This is a genomic window from Aurantimonas sp. 22II-16-19i, assembly GCF_002088275.1.
GTDB lineage: Bacteria > Pseudomonadota > Alphaproteobacteria > Rhizobiales > Rhizobiaceae > Jiella.
In genome coordinates this window covers 191,931-209,987 of sequence record NZ_AQQS01000004.1, presented here as the reverse complement: position 1 = coordinate 209,987, position 18,057 = coordinate 191,931, and the positions used below count along the sequence as shown (strand labels likewise).

Sequence of the window (18,057 nt, the reverse complement as noted above, 5' to 3'; positions counted from 1 at the left end):
GGCGCGTTGGAATCCCCAAAGGGATGCTTTTGTCTCGGTTAATCCACTAGTCCAAATCGAACATAGACTGCAGAGGGCTTCAGTTGCCATGGGTCCATTGGGTCGACGGTGGAACTCACAGAAGTACTTGGCGTTCGCAAGATACCCCCCTGACGTCGGATCGGGCGCGTTCAACAGACCGAACTGGCGCACGCCGGCGGCGCGACCCTACGGCCTCGCCTCCGCCAGTTCCACCAGATCCACCGCCTCGCGCACGATCAGAATGTGGTCTCGCATGGCAGTGGCGGCCTTGTCGCCGTCGCCCGCGATGATCGCGTCGACGATCACGGCGTGTTCGCGGTGCGACAGTTCCGGCCGCCGGAAGGCCTCGAACTGCAGGTTGCGGAAGGGTGCGAGGCGGCGGCGGACGGCGAGCGCGGTCTCTTGCAGGAAGGCGTTGCCCGAGCCGGCATAGATCGCCGCATGGAAGCGCTCGTTGTGCAGCCGGTAGGCGGCGACGTCGCCCGCCCGGGCCGCTTCCGCCCCGCCGTCGTGCAGGCTCTGCAGGCGGTGCAGCGCCTCGCCCGCCAGTGCCGTCGCGCACAGCCGCGCCGACAACGCCTCGAGTTCGGCCATGACGACGAAGGTCTCGTCGAGCTGGACCGCCGAGAGCCGGGTGACGATGGCGCCCCGATGCGGCCGCGACAGCGCCAGCCCGTTCGTCTCGAGCTGGCGCAAGGCTTCCCGGATCGGCGTGCGCGAAACGCCGAATTCGGCGGCGAGCGAGGTCTCGTCGAGGGGATCGCCGGGCTTCAGATAGCCGTGGACGATCCTGTCGGCGAGGGCCTCGCGGATCATGTCGGCCTGGGTACGCTTCTTCACAACGCTCTCGTCACCGGGGGCTCGTCACGGGCCTGGTTATAGGGGGCCGTCACGGCAGGCGGATCTCACGCGCCACTGTTGCGCGATGTCAGGTAGTTTTTCCATCCTCCGAAGGCGGTGATCTCGCTCGCGCCGGCAAGGCCCGCAGGCTCGCAGATGAAGCCGGGCAGGCTCGATCCGTCGTCGAGGGCCAGCTTGCCGATGCCGAGGGGGGCCGGAATGGCGGCGACGAAATCGCCGAAGGCCGCCGCCCCGAGCGACCAGATCTCCACGGCGATCCCCGCGCCGCCGAAGCCCGGCTCGCGGACCAGCCCGGGCTTGGGCGGCGACGTGTCGAGGGCGAAGAGCCGGTAGTCGGCCGCGGTCCTCGCCGCCCGCACGAAGCTCGCGCCGCGTCCGGTCAGTTCGTGGTTGAGGACCATCCCGGCGAGATGGGCGCCGACGACGGCGATCTGCAGCCGGTCGTCCTCTGCCTGCGAAGCCGTCGCCTGAGCCGGCGGCGCGAAGCCGCGATCGAGCCCGGCGCCGCAGCCGGCCGCCTGGTGCAGGGCGGCCGCAAAGGCGCCGAGCGCCTCGTCGGTGTCGCGCGGGGCGACAAGCTGGACGCCGAAGGGGAGCCCCGCCTCGGTGAAGCCCGCGGGCACGGCGATGGCGGCGCAGCCGAAGAAATTGGCGAAGTTGGTGAAGCGGCCGAAGCGGGCGTTCAGCGCGACCGGATCGGCCCGCATCGCCGCGACGGTCTGGATGTCCGGCGAGGTCGGCAGCATCAGGCCGTCGACCTTCGCCCATTCCGCCTCGGCTTCCCGGCGCAGCGCCTCCAGCCGGTAGGCGCCGCGAAAGGCGTCGGCGGCGGTCATGGCTCGCCCGCCCTCGATGATCCTGCGCACGGTGGGATCGAGGCTGTCCGGCCGCTCGTTCAGGAACGGCTCGATCGCGGCGAGGCGCTCGGCCACCCAGGGCCCCTCGTAGAGCAGCGCCGCCGCCTCGCGGAACGGCCGGTAGTCGAACGTGACGATCGTCGCGCCGAGGGCCTCGGCCCGCTCGATCGCGGCGTCGTAAAGCGCCCGATAGGCGTCGTTGCCGAAAAATTCCCGCTCGTCCTCGCCCGGAACGCCGATCCGCAGCGTCCGCGGCAAAGCTTCGTCGGCAAAGCGGCGGGCATAGGCGTCGGCCGGATCGAACCCTTCCGCGATCCGCCGCGCCGCCATGCCGTCGGCGACGCTCGCCGCGAAGACGGTGACGACGTCGATCGACCGGCAGGCCGGCACGACGCCGGTGGTGGACACGCGGCCCGGCGAGGGCTTGATGCCGACGATGTTGTTGAAGGCCGCCGGGACCCGGCCCGATCCGGCGGTGTCGGTGCCCAGCGCGAAGGCCGCGACGCCGGCGGCGACGACCACCGCCGATCCCGAACTCGACCCGCCGGACACGTAGGACGCGTCGAAAACGCAGCGCGGCGCGCCATAGGGCGAGCGCGTGCCGTTGAGGCCGGTGGCGAACTGGTCGAGATTGGTCTTGCCGATGAGGATCGCGCCCGCCTCGCGCAGCCGCTTGACGACGGTGGCGTCGGCCGCCGGGTGATAGGCGTAGTCCGGACAGCCGGCGGTGGTGGGAAGACCCGCGACGTCGATATTGTCCTTCACCGCGAAGGGCATCCCCCAGAGCGGCAGGCTGTTCGGTTCCGGCGCACGGGCCAGCAGCGCCTCGACGTCGGCGAGGATGTCGGCGCGGGTGCGCCTGGCGATGAAGGCGGCAGGATCGCAGCTTTCCATACGGTCCGCGACGGCGGCCATCACCTCGGCGGGCGTGGTGCCGGCGGCGTAGAGGGCGCTGAGGCTGGCGAAATCGAGAACGGTCGGCAGGTCGGTCATGTCTCCCCTCCCCGGGGATTTTCAGTTTTTTATGGTCGGTCGTGGGTTTTGGTCATGCCTGGCCGGAACCAGCTGATCTGCGGGGGGCGCAGTGCCCTCCGGCGCCCCCCTCTGCCTGCCGGCATCTCCCCCAGGAGGGGGGAGATCGGCAGCTTCGGCGCTGGCGTCGTTCCATGGCGGCGGGTGCAAGCCTTATCGACCGGAGCTAAGCCTTGGCGCTCGCGCGCGATCGATCTCCCCCCTTGTGGGGGAGATGCCCGGCAGGGCAGAGGGGCGCGCGCAGGGGCTCGGCCTGCGACGACAAGAGCGGTCATCCCTCCCCCAAGATCCGCACCGGCGCCGCCCAGGAGATCAGCACGGTGCAGCCCTCCTCGGACCACACCCGGTGGCGACTGCCGGGATGGTTCAGCACCAGGTCCCCCGCCCGATAGGTGCCGTCGTCGTCGGATTGCGAGCCGGAGAGGACGAGGATGGTCTCGAGGCCGGTGTGCTCGTGCATCGGTACCGAAGCGCCGGGGGCGTAGCGCAGCAGCGCCGTCTCGCCCTTGTCGCCCTCGCCGGACAGCCGGGCGATCTCGACGCCGTGGCGGAACGGCTCGAAGGTGACGGCGGCAAGGTCGAGAGCGCCGAGGCCGGGGAAAATCTTCGGCATCAGAACCCTGCCCCGAAACCGATCGGCGCCGGCGAGACGACTGCAGGCTCGGCAACGGAGCGACTATCTGATGCCTGCTCGCCCTCGACCGCAGTCAACCCCGCGACGATCGCCGCCACCGGCGCGGCCCAGCCGACGATGGCCCCCTGCGCCACGATCATCTCGATCGCCGCCCGCTTGAATTCGGCGAAATAGCTTTCCGTCGCGTCCTCGGCGATCAGGCATTCGAAGCCGCGGTCGTTGGCCTCGCGCATCGTCGTCTGGACGCAGACCTCCGTCGTCACGCCGGCGAAAACCAGCTGAGCGACGCCGAGCGCCTCGAGATGGGCCGAAAGGTCGGTGGCATAAAAGGCGCCCTTCCCCGGCTTGTCGATCACCAGCTCGTCCTCGGCCGGAAACAGCTCCGGCACGATCTCCGCCCCCGGCTCGCCGGCGACCAGGATGCGGCCCATCGGCCCTTCGTCGCCGATCCTCGATCCCGGCGCACCGCGCGCGAGTTTTGCCGGCGGGCAGTCGGAAAGGTCCGGCCGATGGCATTCGCGGGTGTGGATCACCGGGCGACCCGCCGCGCGAAACCCCTCGATCAGCCGGGCCGTCGCCGGCACGATCGCCTGAAGCCGGGCGACGTCGTTGCCGAGGCTTTCGCCGAAGCCGCCGGGCTCCAGGAAGTCGCGCTGCATGTCGATGACGATCAGCGCCACCCGGGCGGGATCGAGCTTGAAGTCGAACGGCCTTGCCGCAACCGTCACCATCAGTGAAGCCCTTCTGTTCCGGCGGCCGAGTGGCCGGCCATATGGGCGCCGATCTCGCGCGTGTCGGCCTTTTCGCCCCCCTCGCATTCGAAGACGATGCGGCCCTCGAACATCACGGCGATGCGGTCCGACAGGGCGACGACCTCGTCCAGATCCTCCGAGACGAGGAGGACGGCGGCGCCATCGTTGCGGGCCTTGAGGATCTGCGCCCGGATGTCGGCGACGGCGCCGAAATCGAGGCCGAAGCAGGGATTGGCCGCGACCAGCAGGTCTGTCTCGCCGGACAATTCGCGGGCGAGCACGGCGCGCTGGACGTTGCCGCCGGAGAGGGTCTCGATCCTTGCCGACGGCGACTGCGTCTTGACCGCATAGGCGGCGATCAGCCGCTCGGCCTCCCGGCGCATACCGCCCTTGTCGAGCAGGCGGCGCGGCTTGCCCTCGCCGTCGCGGTCGAAGGCGCGGAAGGCGAGGTTCTCGGCGACGCTCATCTTGCCGACGCAGGCGTTGCGCAGCGGCTCCTCCGGCAGGCAGCGGACCTTCATCGCCTGGGCCGCAGCGCGGCTGGCGTCGTAGGCCTGTCCCTTGACGCGGAGCTCGCCGGCGTCCGGCCGCGCCTGGCCCGAGATCAGTTCGACCAGCCGGGTCTGGCCGTTGCCGGAAATGCCGGCGATGCCGACGATCTCGCCGGCCCGGACTTCGAGACTGTCGATGGCGACGGAGCCTCTCGTCCCCGCATCCCCGGCGACGAGGTTGCGGGCGGAGAGCACCGGCTCGCGCTGTCCGGCATGGACCACGCGGTCCGGCACGGCGGCGAGCTCCCGCTCGCCGATCATCATGCCGGCCATGTCGGCGGTGGAAAGCTCGGCGACCTTGCCGGCGCCGACCTCGGCGCCCTTGCGCAACACCGTGACCCGGTCGCAAAAGGCCGTCACCTCGGCGAATTTGTGGGTGATCAAGAGCACCGCCATGCCGGTGCGGGACGCCAGATCGCGCAGGAAACCCAGCACCTCCCGCGCCTCGTCCGGCGTCAGCACCGAGGTCGGCTCGTCGAGGACGAGGACGCGGGAGCCGAGATAGAGCTGCTTCAGGATCTCGGTCTTCTGCCGTTCGCCGGAAGACAGCCGGTCGACCTTGGTGTCGAGCGGCACCTTCAGCGGCATCGTCTCGAGAAACGCCGACAACGCCTTGCGCTCGGACTTCCAGTCGATGACGCGCGGCACCTCGGTGCGCGACATCACGAGGTTTTCCAGCACCGTCATCGACGGCACCAGGGTGAAATGCTGGTAGACCATGCCGATGCCGAGGCGCCTGGCGTCGCGCGGGCTGGCGATCGTCTGTTCCCGCCCGTCGAGGATCACCGAGCCCTCGTCAGGGTGGTAGTAGCCGAGCATGCATTTGACGAGGGTCGACTTGCCGGCGCCGTTTTCGCCCAAAAGCGCATGAAACTCGCCGGCATGAAGCTCGATCGAGACGGCGTTGAGCGCGGTGAAGGCGCCGAAGCGCTTGGTGAGGCCGATGGCTTCCAGCAGCGGACGCACGCCGCGCCGTTCGGCGACGGGGGCCGGCTCTGCGACGTCTTCGATGATGGCGACGGCGGACATCAGCATTCTCCCTTCTGGCGCGCTGCGATGATGGCGACGGGGCCGCCGCCGTCCGGTCCTTGATGCTCGGCGCCGCCGGAGACGAAGAGCTCCGTCAGGCCGGTGAGCCCGGCCAGCGCGCCGCCGGTGAAGGCGCGGGCGTGCCGGGTGGCGGCGATGTCGCTGTCGTCGAGCATGGTGTGGCGGGCTTCCCGCAGGCGCCCGTTGGAGCTCGGCTCGGCCTTGGCGAGGAGGGCGACGAGGCGCGGGCGATCCTCCGCCGAAAGCTGGCCTTTGGCGGAAAAGCCAAGTCGCGCGAGGGCCGCGCGCACCGGCTCGACATCGATGCCGTCGGCCATCACCGCATGGTCGATGGCGAGCGGCCCGGTCCACGCACTGCTCATGCCGAGGACGACGATCTCGTGGTTCTGGAGCTCGACCCCCGCCGAGGCGCTGGCCCGGCCCGACCAGAGCGCAACATCCCTGCCGATCGCCGCGTCGCTGATGGCATGGGCCTCGATCTCGCCCAGCGCCAGGGCAACGCCGAGGGCCGAGGCGCCGCGGGAAAGCCCCATGGATTTCAGCGTGTCGCGGGTGGCCGTCGTCTCGCCGCGCGCCTCGGCGCCGGCGATGCGCCCGGCGGTCAGAAGCGGGCACTTGATCTGGACGAAATGAACGTCCTGCGGATCGTCGATTCCCGCCTGGTGCATCGCCTTGGCGACGCCCTCGGCGACCAGCCAGACCTGCCCCATGCGGCCGAGATGCTCCGGGCCGAGATCGCCGGTATGGGCGACGCCGATCGCCAGCGCCGGGCCCTCGCCCGCTTCATCCGGAACGTCGCGGCGTTCGAGAACGAGAATGTGCGGCGCAAGGGCGCCCTCGGTGCCGCCGGACATCACCATGGCGATGCCCGCCACCGTCTCGCCGGGCAGATGCTTCGCGAGGCAGGCCGTCAGCGCCGAGACGGCGAAGGCGCGGGTGAAATCGTTGACGCAGCCATTGCCCTCGGTCTTGCCGAGGATCGCGACGATCCCGGCCGGATCGATGCGCCCGGCCGCAATCGCCTCTTCCAGGCCGGAGGCGTCGTCCGGCGCGGCGGTGGCGATCCGATGGACGAGCGCCCGCCGCATCAGGCGATCGCCGCGACGAAGGCGTCGCTGGTGGCAACGGCCCCGAAGACGCCGCCCTGCATCTTCACCATGTCGAGGGCGGCGAGATGGTTTTCCAGCTTGGTCGCGCCGGTGCAGTCGGACAGGACGAGGCATTCATAGCCGCGATCATTGGCGTCGCGCATGGTGGTGTGGACGCAGACGTCGGTGGTGACGCCGGTGAGGACGATGTTGCGGATGCCCTTCGTCTGCAGCACGAGGTCGAAGTCGGTGGCGAGGAACGAGCCCTTGCCCGGCTTGTCGATGATCGGCTCGCCGGCAATCGGCTGAAGCTCCGGAATGATCTCCCAGCCGGGCTCGCCGCGCACCAGGATGCGCCCGCACGGCCCCTGATCGCCGATGCCTGCGCCGATCCGCTGCGATCGCCAGCGCTTGTTGGCGGGAAGGTCGGAGAGGTCCGGCTTGTGGCCCTCGCGGGTGTGGATGACGGTGAAGTCTTTGGCGCGGGCGACGGCGAGGAGTTTCGCGATCGGCTCGATAGGGGCCCGGGTGAGGGAGATATCGTAGCCCATGGAGTCGACGTAGCCGCCGGGGGCGCAGAAATCGACCTGCATGTCGATGACGACGATGGCGGTGTTCCGCGCCGTGAGATTGCCGTCGAAGGGCCAGGGATAGGGATCGGACGCGACGGTTCGGCCGCCGGGGACCATGGCGGCGTCGACGCGCTCGAGGGTGGTGGTCATCGGCGGGCTCCTTGTCCGGGGTTGGCGATCGGCGCGATGGTCGGGCGCCGTGCGGCGGTACCCCCCTCTGCCTGTCGGCATCTCCCCCACAAGGGGGGAGATCGGAGGCTTAGCCGTTCGCCTGCTATCCTGAAGCGTTTGCGCAGGCACCGGTCTTCGCGGCTGGCGGACGACATTCGAGCAGGGTCGATCTCCCCCCGTGTGGGGGAGATGCCCGGCAGGGCAGAGGGGGGTGCTCCAGCCTGCCGCGTGCATGAGCAAGCCGTCCCCATCACTCCGCCGCGTCCTTGAAGCGTTCGCCGAACACCCGCGTCGGCGCCGGGAAGCCGCAGGAGGTGCCGTCGGTGACCTTGACCTCGTCCTCCCACGGCACGCGGTATTTGCCGGCCACCATGTCGTGCATGAAGGTGTAGGGGCAGTCCTGCGCCCCGCCCTTCACCGCGACATAGCCGCGGTGGCCGAGCTGGTAGATGTTGTTTTCGACGCCCCAGCCGGCCCGCGCCTCGCGAACCAGATCGGGGCGGACTTCCGCCGTGATGATCTCGTCGGCCCGCCCGGTCGTGCCGTGGGCGATCACCGTGCCGTCGAAGTCGACGATCATCCCCTCGCCCATCGAGTCGAACGATCCGTCCGAGCCGCACATGCAGACGTTTGCGGTGATCATCAGGTTCTGGAAGGCATTCGCCTGATTGGTGAAGCGCCAGGAGTTTCGGATCGGCGCGGTGTAGCCCGCGGTCCGCAGCATGATCTCGGCGCCCTTATAGGCGCATTCGCGAGCCATTTCCGGGAACATGCCGTCATGGCAGATGATCAGCGCCAGCTTGCAGCCATTCGGCCCGTCGATCACCGGAATGCCCCTGTCGCCGGGCTCCCAGGGCTCGACCGGCACCCAAGGGTGGAGCTTGCGATAGTTGAGGACGATTTCGCCGGTGTCGTCAATGACGAGGCCGGTGTTGTAGGGCATGCCGCCGGGGTTGAGCTCCATGATCGAGAAGCAGCCCCAGATCCTGTTGTCGACGCAGGCTTGTCTGAACGCCGCGACCTCCGGCCCGTCCACCCGGCACATGATCTCCAGGTTGGTGTCCATCGACAGGCCATGCAGCGAGTATTCCGGGAAGACGACGAGATCCATCGTGCCGAGATTGCGCCGGGCCTTGCCGACCATAGCGACGATCTTGTCCGTCTGCGCCTTCAGATCCGCTTTCGTGACGACGGTCGGCAGTTGCAGCTGGACGCAGCCGATGACGACGCCGTTTTCGGATTTGTTGAGACCGCCCAGTCCGTTCATGGCGTGGCTCCCTGTGTTTACTTGGTGATGGACAGTTCGCGCGGCGCCCCTTCGAGCGCCCGGCGCGGCGAGGAGGTGGCGAAGAGGATGGCGAGCGTCAGGATGTAAGGCGCGGCATAGAAGAGATAGTAGCCCGAGGTGACGCCGACCGACTGGAGCGCCGGGCCGAGCGCCCCTGCCCCGCCGAAGATCAGCGCCGCGCCGAGGCAGGCGAGCGGGTTCCACCGCGCGAAGATCACCAGGGCGACGGCGATCAGGCCCTGGCCGGACGAGATGTTCTCGTTCCAGGAGCCCGGATAATAGAGCGACAGATAGGCGCCCGCGATGCCGGCCATGAAGCCGCCGAAGGCGGTCGCCGCAACGCGCACCGGGATGATCGGATAGCCCATCGCCCGTGCCGCATCGGCGCTGTCGCCGACCATGCGCAGGATCAGCCCGATCCGCGTGCGCTTGAAGACGAAGAGCAGCACGAAGGCGACGGCGATCCCGATCAGGAGCAGCGGCGAAACCTCCAGCGCCGAGCGCAGCTGCGGAACGTCCGACCAGCCGCCGAGCGACAGGCTCGGCAGCATCGGTGCGGCCGGCTGGATCAGCGGCTTGCCGAAAAAGAAGGCGAGCCCCGAGCCGAGGATCATCAGGGCAATGCCGACCGCGATGTCGTTGACCCGCGGCAGCGAGCAGAGCGCCGCGTGAAGCAGGCCGAACAGGGTTCCGGCAAGGCCGGCCAGCAGCACGCCTGCCCAGGGATTGCCGGTGAGATAGGAGCCGCCATAGCCGGCCATGGCGCCGAAGACGAGGGTCCCTTCGAGGCCGAGATTGATGCGGCCGCTCTTCTCGGTGACGCATTCGCCGAGGCTGACGAAGAGAAACGGCGTCGACACCCGCAGCATGCCGCCGAGAACGGCGATCGGCACCGCCCAGAGACCGAGATCCTCGTTCATTTCGCAGCTCCCGCCTTGGCGTTGCGGCTCGGCAGAAGCCGGCCCGACAGGGTTTCGGAGACGAGGATCGAGACGAAGAGGATCCCCTGAAGCACGAGGACGGTGGCGTCGGGCAGATCCATCCGCCGCTGGATGAAGCCGCCGGCGGCGTCGATGCCGCCGATGAGCAGCGCCATCGGGATGATGGCGATGGGGTTCTGCCTAGCGAGGAAGGCGATGAGGATGCCGGTATAGCCGTAACCCGCCGCCAGCGAGGCATTGGCCGAGCCCTGCACGGCCGCGACCTGGATCATCCCGGCAAGGCCCGCGGCGGCGCCCGCGGCCGCCGTGAAGGCGAGGATCAGCCAGCCGACGGGAAGCCCCTGCACGGCGGCCGCCCTGGCATTGCCGCCGGCGATCCGCGCGGCGAAGCCGAAGGTGGTGCGCGACAGGACGAAGCCCGCGGCAAGGCAGGCGAGAATGCCGAGCGCAAAGCCCCAGTGAACGTCCATGCCGGGGATCTCGCCGATCCGCATGTCGTCGGGCAGCGGCACGGTGGATGGCTTGTTGAGGCTCGCCGGATCCTTCAGCGGACCCTCGACGAAGTGGTTCATCAGGGCGATGGCGATATAGGCCATGAGCAGGCTGGAGATCGTCTCGTTGATGCCGCGATAGTGCCGCATCGCGCCGACGAGACCGATCCAGAGGCCCCCTGCGCAGAGGCCGGCGAGCGCCATCATCAGGATGGCGAGCGAGCCCGGCGCGAAGCCGAAGAGCGGGCCGACCACGGCCGCCGCGAGGCCGCCGAGGACGAAGGCCCCCTCCCCGCCGATGACGACGAGGCCGAGCTGGGCGGGAAGCGCCACGCAGAGCGCGGTGAGGAGCAGCGGCGCTGCCCGCGTCATGGTGTTCTGGAGCGAGAACCACGTCCCGAAGCCGCCGCGATAGACCAGCTGGTAGAACTCCGCCGGGCTCTTGCCGTTCAGGGCGATGAAGACGCCGAACAGCGCCAGCCCGGCGAGAAGGGCGATCAGCGGAATGAGAAAGCCTTCCAGCCGCCGCCTGCCCGCCTCGCCGATGAGCGGGCGGGAGAGGAGGCCGGCAAAACCCGGTCGCTCGGTGATCTCGCTCATCGCCGCCTCACGAGGTCGAGCCGACGACGCCCTCGACGAGGTAGTCCATGCTCTCGAGTTCGATGGCGGTCTCGGGATATTCGGTGCCGGCGGCGACGACTTCGTTGCCCTTGTTGTCCTTCAGCGGCCCCTTGATGACGGCAAAGCCGCCCTTCATCACCTCCGCCTTGACGGCGTCGGCCTGGGCTTTGGCCGCCTCGGTGACGGCCGGGCCGTAGTCGGAGATCTTGACGAAATTCTCGGCAAGGCCGCCGCGGACGAAATTCGGCAGCTCCTCGCCGGCCAGCGCCTTTTCGGCGAACATCTTGTAGACCGTCGCCCAGTGCCATTCGGCGCCGGTGAGGTATTTTTCGGGCGCCAGCGGCGCCTGGCTGGTGTGGTAGCCGGTGACGAAGGCGCCCCTGCCGGCAGCCGTCTGGACCATCACTTTGGGACTGTCGACATGGCAGGTCAAAACGTCGGCGCGCTGATCGATCAAAGCGTTGACGGCTTCGGCTTCCTTGACCGGCATCGCCCAGTCGCCGGTGAAGATCACCTGGGTGGTGATCTCCGGATCGACGCTTCTCGCGCCCAGCGTATAGGCGTTGATGTTGAGGAGCACCTGCGGGATGGGCTTGGCGGCGACGAAGCCGAGGCGCTTCGACTTGGTCATGTGGCCGGCGATGATGCCGCAGATATACTGCGCCGTGCCGATATAGCCGAAATAGGAGCCGGCGTTCTTCGGGTCGTTCTCGGTCCAGAGCCCGCCGCAATGGCGGAACTGGACGTCGGAATAGCTCTTCGCCGTGTCGACGACGAAGGGGTTGTAGTAGCCGAAGGAGGTCGGGAAGAGCAGGCCCGCCCCATCGAGCTGGATCATCGATTCCATGGTTTTGACGACGGCGTCGCTCTCGGCGACGTTTTCCTCCTCGATGACCGTGAGCCCCGCCATGTCCTTGATCGCCGCCGCGCCCTCGGCATGGGCCTGGTTGTAGCCATAGTCGTCCCGCGGGCCGACATAGATGAAGCCGGCGGTCAGCGAGGCGGCGAAGGCCGGGTTGATCCGGCCGATGAAGGGCGCGGCGGAAAGCGCGGCGCCCGTCATCAGGAAGCGGCGGCGGTTCATTTCAAACATGCTCATCCCTCTCGGTTCCCTGGTCCTCGGCCGGCGGCCCGCCGCCATGCGGAGAGCTGCGCGGCACCCGTTGCCCTGGCCCCCAGGGAGCCGCATACGGCGCCCCGAGGCCTCGAACGGGATTGCATGCAATCAGCGTGCCAAGCGACGGAGACTGCAATTGCGGGAGTTTGCGAGGGGGATCGGCGGAAGCGATGCGCGATTTCTGGGCAGTCTGCATGATTGCATGCAATCAGCACGATGCCATCGCGAGTTCTGCCGGACGCGCCGTAAAGTCCGCACCGCCAACTGCGCCATGTGCTTCCTGTCGCCGGCCGTCACGTGTGCGGGCGAGGATCGGGCGGCGCGCACCATGCGCCCCAGCTTCGCAAGTCGCCGGGGACACGATCCGGCGACGCGACGAGCCTGACGGTTCCATCGAACACCGGACCGCGTTCCCGATATATGCTGTTCTTGGCGTCGTAGCGCAGCCGCGCATCGAGGCCGATCTCGGCCAAGGCCTCAGCAAAGACCTTGAGGGGCGTCTCACGCCATGCCGCGGGCGGGCTGTTCGGGAGGTCGTAGTCGGTCAGGACCCAGTCATAGGACCGCGGCACGCCCGAGCCGTCCGGCAGCGGCGTCCGGTAGGCCTGGGCGAGCGATGCGAGAGCCGGCTCCAGCGCCGAGAAACTCGTCATCGCGCGCTGATAGCGGTGCTCCGTCATGTCGAACCGGTCGACGAGGAGCGCGCCGGCTTCCTTGCCAAGGTCGATCAGGCGCTGGACGGTCGGCTCCAGCATGTCGAGCTTCATCCCGCCCTCGACGCCGTCGACGAGGCGCACCGTCACGATGCGCTCGGCATAGCCCGGCAGGCGCGACTGCAGCGTGTCCTGCCAGTCCTTGGCGACGTTGACGATCCGGTAGAAGAAGTCGAAGAGCCCGCCGATCCCCTGCACCGGCAGCGTGTCGCTGCGCAGGGTGTTCTCCGGCAGGTGAACGCGCTCGGCAGACAGGCCCTCCTCTGCGCACAAAGCCGTCGCCTCCGGGTCGCCGGCTCCGTCGCAGCGCTTCGTGTGCCGCACGCAGTCGAAACTGTCGAGCGCGATCCCGAAGGTCGGGCGGGAGGGCAGCAGCGCGTCGAAGAAGTGGATCGGGAAGTTCGACGAGATCCCGCCGTCCGAAAACAGGCAGCGGCGCATCGCGTGGCGAGCGGGATCGAGATGGTCGTAGTCGACGCGCCACAGCGGCACCGCGCGGATGAGGATCGGAAAACTGAGGCTGAGCCGGGCGACGAGCAGCACCGGGAAGTCGCCTCCCACCGGCAGCTTGTGGAGATCGCGCGGCACGTCCTCGGGATCGTCGGCGAGCGGCGTCCGGCGCTCCCCCTTCGCACAGAGATAGTTGACGATCCGCGGTGGAAACAGCGCCTCGAACTCGCCGCGGCTGAACCAGTGGGTGCGGGTCTTCAGCGGCAGCTGATAGGGCCGGCCCGACGACAGATCCGTGGTCATCGCGGCGACGCGGATGCCCTTGCAGTCGCCGAAACCGTCGAGATCCCCGACCGTCAGCGGCTCGCCGAGTGTGCCGCCGGGCCCGGTCTTGCCGGCGATCTCATCGATCTTGTCGGCGATCCATTCGCAGAAGGCCTCCTCCTTCGAGCCCTTCGGGCGCAGCCCGGAGCACAGGCCGAAATCGTTCTTCGGCAATGTCTCGAACAGCAGCACCCAGATCCAGCCGATGACGGCGCCGAGGGCAAGGAGCAGCACCAGGAGGATCTGCAGCCCCATGACGCGAAGACTGCCGGTCTCGGTGGCCTGCGCGACGACGACGACCAGCAGCGCGACCATGGCGAGCCACACCGGCCAGAAGGCGCTCAGCAAAGCCCTCGCGAAGGCCGGCTTCCGGCCGAAGGTCCGATGCGGCGTCGAGATGAAGGCCTCGAGGAGGGCGAAGAGCGGGCGCAGCGCCGGCGTCGGCTGGAACAGCGATTTCAGCCGGCAGCCGAGCTCGTCGCCCGCCGAAAGGATGGCGTCGAAGCCGGCCCGGCCGCCGCCGGTCTGGCGGCGGTACTCGGCCGCGGCGGCGAAGGTCGCGGCGATCGCCCCGGCCGAGGATCCGCCGATGTCGCGCAGCCTGTAGGTCTCGGCGATCCTGGCGATGGCACCGGGATAGACCACGCCGGACGTGATCCCGCCCTTCATGATCAGATCGCATTCGAGAAGACCGGCGTCGGATCCGGCCTGACCGGCCGGCTCGGTGGGTTCTTGCGCGCCCGTGCGAGATGCCAACGCCATCGACAACCCTCCCGTTGCTGGGACCGCATCCTAGAATTGAACCGCAAAATACACAACACGACGTCTGTGAAACGCTGATCCTGCGCTCGTCTGCGATATTGCCGTGGCTCCCTGCAGTAACGCCGCAAGCGCCCTTGCGGAAGAACCGGACTCCGGTGGAGGAGCGCGCCGGGCGTCGGCGCGCCGATGGCGCCTGCGTCAGTCCGCCGTGTCGATCGCCTCGGCCGAGCGAAGGGCGGTGCGAAGTTCCTCGACATCGTCCGCCGCGGGGGTCGGCGCGCGCTGATCCTGAACCTCGCCGGGATCGAGGCAGAGGGTCGCCATGATCGGGTAATGGTCGGAGCCGATGGCAGGCAGTCGCTCGAACCCGATCAGGCCGACATCGGCCTGGAACAGGACATGATCGAGCGGCCAGGCCATGAGCGGGTTGCCGACGGCGTAGCTCGGGATCGGCCCGCGTCCGATGCGGGGATCGAGGAAGCCGCCCACCCGTGCCATCTGGCGGAAGATCCGCTCCCAGGAGACCGCGTTGAAGTCCCCCGCGACGACCACCGGGCGATCCGAGATGGCGGCGTCGAGCGCCACCTTGGCCAGATGGCCGTCGCGCAGCGTCGTCGGCTGGCTGAAGGACTGCGGCGGGCGGGGGTGGACGCCGGCGAAGGTGAACGTCGCCCCCGAGGCGAGCCGGACGCCCGTCGTCACCGTCGGGGTGTCCGCGTCGAAATAATGGACGGTCCGCGGGTCGATGAGGTCGAGTTTCGAGAAGAGGTGAAGCCCGTAATAGGTGGCGTCGCGGGGGATGTCCTGCACCACATGGGCATAGCGGTCGGACAGGGGCGCCAGCTGCCGGTCCCACCAGTCATCGGTCTCCATGGCGAAGACCATGTCCGGATCCCGCGACCGCACGAGGTCCAGGAAGGCGTCGGCGTTGCGGTTGCCGCGCCGGAGGTTGGCGCTGAGGATCTTCACCCGAGCCTCCGCCGGACAGGCGGCCCGGGTGGGCGCGACCGGCGCCACCAGAGGCGAATAGGGATGGAGCTTGGAGGCCTGGTAGCCGAGCAGCGGGAGCAACACGGCGACGGTGCCGAGCGCGACCGCGGAGCGGCGCGAGAACAGGATCCAGGCGAGTGCGCCGGCGAGGAAGGCGAGAAGGACGATGCTCACCTGGATTCGGATGAAGTCGGTGTAGCGGATCCACCATGTATTGGCCTCGATGAGCGGCAGCAGCGTCGCCGCCGCGGCAAGCAGCAGGACGACGGCGAGACAGATCTGCAGCAGCCTTTTCACGAACGCCTCGATCGGATCTGGAACGGCGGGAACGGCGGGTCGACCCCGTCCGAGACGCCGCGCGCTCACGCCGAGGAAGGGAAGGTCCCGGGAGAGACGCCCGTCGACGCCATCAGTTCCCGAACGCGGCCCCATCCGGCCGGATTCCGCCCCTCGCCTGCCGCGGGCAAGAAACGAAATCGCCCCGGACGCAGAGCCGGGGGCGATGTCGAGAGCGCCGCCGATGTCCGACGGGCGCCCGTGTCAGGCGGGAAAGCGGCGTGTCACCCCGCTTGTTGCGGCTCCCCACCCCCCCACTCCGACGATCGGCGGAACCCCTGCAAATGCTGCCGTCAGGCAACGCAATGCGACAAGGTGCCTGACTCTGGCGGCGAAGGGCCCGATCATGTCCCTTGGGATGGTGTATGAGCGCCGACCTTCGGAGAGGTCCGAGGCTGGTCAGGCGGCCACGGCGGGCAGCCTGATGGTGGATTGTCGGTGATGCGGACAAGCGCTTCAAGGCTCATGTAGCGTCGCGCGACGGCCCACTCGTCGTTCGTTTCCAGCATCAGGGCGCCGACGAGGCGGACGATGGCCTCGTCGTTGGGGAAGATTCCGATGACGTCCGACCGCCGTTTCAACTCGCGGTTTACCCGTTCCGGTGGGTTAGTCGACGCGATCCAGGCCCAGTGCTCGCGCGGAAAGGACATATAGGCCAGCACGTCGTCGCGAGAGGCATCCATCAGGGCGCCGAGTTTGGGCTGTTTCTCTCGGAGAGCGTCGGCAACGACTTCCCACTGGGTTTCGGCGTCGGCCTTGGTTTCCTGGGCGAAGATCGTCTTCAGCATCGCCGCAACCGCCATGCGCTGCTTCGTCGGCGCATGGGCGAGCGCGTTCCTCATCCAGTGAATGCGGCAGCGCTGGTGGGTGGCGTTGAACACCCGGCGCGCGGCGGCGCGCAACCCCTTGTGGTCGTCCGCAATGACCAGCTTCACGCCGCGCCGCGCTTCAATTTTCGCCGAGTCAGTTTGGCGAAGAGAACGGCGGCGATCGATCACGCGCTGTCGCATGAGCGTCTTGCGGCCCCGCGCGTCCCCCTCTCGGTTTCAGACGCGCAGTTCAGGCCGCTGCGCGGTTGTTACCGGAGGGTGACAAATCGACAAGAGCTGTTTCACAGCTCCCAAAGCCCGTTTACGCCCATCCTTCATCGATGTGACGGGACAAGAGTGGTCAACGGCATCGGGCCCCGTCGACGATGCGGTGCCCACTCATTCACATCGAGGTGCAAGATGAATCGCAATCCCCTGGCTGTGGCAGCCTTCGCCGTCGCGCTTGCGACGACCAGCGGCGCCGCATCCGCGGCAACGGGCTCGGTCGCGACCGCGGACGTCAATCTGCGCGCCGGGCCGGGCACAGCCTATCCCATCGTCAGGGTCGTGCCGCAGGGCGCGCGGGTCGCCGCCCATGGCTGTCTCGCGGACTATTCATGGTGCGACGTCGGCTATGCCGGCGCCCGCGGCTGGGTCTCGGCAAGCTACCTGACGACGGTCGTTGCCGGAACGACCGTGGTCGTCGGGCCGCGCGTCGGCCTGCCGGTGGTCACGTTCACTGCCGTCTACTGGGATCGCTACTACGCCAGCTACCCCTGGTACTACCGAGGCCCGGCCTATTACGGCCCGCCGCGCGGAAGAACGGCAAGCGCAGGGTGCGGTCCTCGCGGCTGTGCCGGCACCGTCACCGGCGCCTATGGCGGCAGCGCCTCGGGGGCGCGTGGCTGCGGCCCCCGCGGTTGTGCCGGCGCCGGCACGGTGACGGGTCCCAATGGCGGCACCGTCTCGGGCGCTCATGCGTGCGGCCCTCGCGGATGTGTCGGCGGCCGCAGGGTCGTCGGCCCGAACGGTGGCACGCGGACAAGGACCGGCGGTGTCCGCTGGTAAGCCGATTTGCGTCACCTGAAGGCACAGAAGCAGGCGGCGCACAATTCGGCACCCCTTGCTGTTCCCCCAAACGAAACAAGGATGCGACGACCATGAAAAACCTGATCCTCGCCCGGCCCATGCCGGTGGCAGCCATCATCTTCGCGCTGTTCTCTGCTGGCCTCGGGGCCGGCCTCGCCCAGGCGCAGACCCCACCCAACCTCACCCGGGCAGAGGCTCGGGAGGTCGCGCGGATCTGCCGCAGCGATGTCAGGTCGCTCTGTGACGGCATCGAACCCGGCAACGGCCGGATTGCGGCCTGCCTGCGGGCCAACAGCGAACGGCTTTCGGAGCCTTGCAAGGCAAAGCTCACCGAGATCCTGAACCGCTAGACGGCAGGGTCGAGGCAAGCCCCCGCCCCGGAAGATCCGAGCCGATCATGTCGATCCAAGCGACCAGACAGGCCGGCGTTGCGGCCGGCTCTGCGCTCTCGCCTCTGCCGCGAACCGGCACTGCCGCCGGTGGTCCGGCCACTCTGGAGGGTCATGTGGCTTCCTCGGACGACAGCTCTCATCTTCA

14 protein-coding genes and 2 pseudogenes are annotated in these 18,057 nt (G+C 68.6%); 2 read left to right on the top strand and 14 right to left on the bottom strand.

Annotation, left to right across the window (positions count from 1 at the left end):
• Positions 1 to 207: 207 nt before the first annotated feature.
• The 14 genes and pseudogenes from ATO4_RS28645 to ATO4_RS06185 all read right to left on the bottom strand — a co-directional run.
• Complete coding sequence (locus ATO4_RS28645; RefSeq protein WP_280940482.1) at positions 208 to 861, bottom strand: GntR family transcriptional regulator; 654 nt, start codon at positions 859 to 861, stop codon at positions 208 to 210.
• A gap of 65 nt (positions 862 to 926) precedes the next feature.
• Positions 927 to 2,732 carry an allophanate hydrolase gene (gene atzF / locus ATO4_RS06245; protein ID WP_083590563.1) on the bottom strand — a complete coding sequence of 602 codons (1,806 nt, stop codon included), beginning with the start codon at positions 2,730 to 2,732 and terminating at the stop codon, positions 927 to 929.
• 310 nt (positions 2,733 to 3,042) lie between these two features.
• Entirely contained in the window at positions 3,043 to 3,384 is a 342-nt protein-coding gene (locus ATO4_RS06240) for a cupin domain-containing protein (protein WP_083590562.1), read from the bottom strand.
• 128 nt (positions 3,385 to 3,512) lie between these two features.
• Positions 3,513 to 4,136 (bottom strand): annotated as a pseudogene (locus ATO4_RS06235) (isochorismatase family cysteine hydrolase); the annotation flags it as partial.
• Entirely contained in the window at positions 4,136 to 5,737 is a 1,602-nt protein-coding gene (locus ATO4_RS06230) for an ABC transporter ATP-binding protein (RefSeq protein ID WP_083590578.1), read from the bottom strand. The gene ATO4_RS06230 and the pseudogene ATO4_RS06235, both read right to left, overlap by 1 nt.
• On the bottom strand, positions 5,737 to 6,846 hold the full coding sequence (locus tag ATO4_RS06225) for a ring-opening amidohydrolase (protein ID WP_083590560.1): 1,110 nt from the start codon (positions 6,844 to 6,846) through the stop codon (positions 5,737 to 5,739). Before ATO4_RS06225 ends, ATO4_RS06230 begins: the two co-directional genes overlap by 1 nt.
• Complete coding sequence (locus ATO4_RS06220) at positions 6,846 to 7,568, bottom strand: isochorismatase family cysteine hydrolase (protein ID WP_245308593.1); 723 nt, start codon at positions 7,566 to 7,568, stop codon at positions 6,846 to 6,848. Before ATO4_RS06220 ends, ATO4_RS06225 begins: the two co-directional genes overlap by 1 nt.
• A gap of 271 nt (positions 7,569 to 7,839) precedes the next feature.
• Positions 7,840 to 8,856, bottom strand: coding sequence for a formamidase (locus ATO4_RS06215; RefSeq protein WP_083590559.1), 1,017 nt, complete (start codon positions 8,854 to 8,856; stop codon positions 7,840 to 7,842).
• Positions 8,857 to 8,873: 17 nt separating this feature from the next.
• A complete protein-coding gene (locus tag ATO4_RS06210) occupies positions 8,874 to 9,797 on the bottom strand; it encodes an ABC transporter permease (RefSeq protein ID WP_083590558.1) in 924 nt (307 codons plus the stop codon).
• The gene (locus tag ATO4_RS06205; protein WP_083590557.1) at positions 9,794 to 10,909 is read right to left on the bottom strand and encodes an ABC transporter permease; all 1,116 of its coding nucleotides are present in this window, start codon (positions 10,907 to 10,909) and stop codon (positions 9,794 to 9,796) included. The genes ATO4_RS06210 and ATO4_RS06205 overlap by 4 nt, the downstream gene beginning before the upstream one ends.
• A gap of 7 nt (positions 10,910 to 10,916) precedes the next feature.
• Positions 10,917 to 12,029: a BMP family ABC transporter substrate-binding protein gene (locus tag ATO4_RS06200; protein ID WP_083590556.1), complete on the bottom strand. Its 1,113-nt coding sequence runs from the start codon at positions 12,027 to 12,029 to the stop codon at positions 10,917 to 10,919.
• 311 nt (positions 12,030 to 12,340) lie between these two features.
• The gene (locus ATO4_RS06195) at positions 12,341 to 14,296 is read right to left on the bottom strand and encodes a patatin-like phospholipase family protein (RefSeq protein WP_083590555.1); all 1,956 of its coding nucleotides are present in this window, start codon (positions 14,294 to 14,296) and stop codon (positions 12,341 to 12,343) included.
• A 198-nt stretch (positions 14,297 to 14,494) separates the two neighbouring features.
• Positions 14,495 to 15,583: an endonuclease/exonuclease/phosphatase family protein gene (locus tag ATO4_RS06190; RefSeq protein WP_139802280.1), complete on the bottom strand. Its 1,089-nt coding sequence runs from the start codon at positions 15,581 to 15,583 to the stop codon at positions 14,495 to 14,497.
• Positions 15,584 to 16,021: 438 nt separating this feature from the next.
• A pseudogene (locus ATO4_RS06185) lies at positions 16,022 to 16,563 on the bottom strand (transposase); the annotation flags it as partial.
• Positions 16,564 to 16,851: 288 nt separating this feature from the next.
• On the opposite strand from ATO4_RS06185, the gene ATO4_RS27635 reads away from it, so the two are divergent.
• Together ATO4_RS27635 and ATO4_RS06175 are read left to right on the top strand one after the other, a co-directional pair.
• A complete protein-coding gene (locus tag ATO4_RS27635; RefSeq protein WP_083590553.1) occupies positions 16,852 to 17,499 on the top strand; it encodes an SH3 domain-containing protein in 648 nt (215 codons plus the stop codon).
• A 92-nt stretch (positions 17,500 to 17,591) separates the two neighbouring features.
• Entirely contained in the window at positions 17,592 to 17,870 is a 279-nt protein-coding gene (locus ATO4_RS06175) for a cysteine rich repeat-containing protein (RefSeq protein WP_083590552.1), read from the top strand.
• Positions 17,871 to 18,057 lie beyond the last annotated feature (187 nt).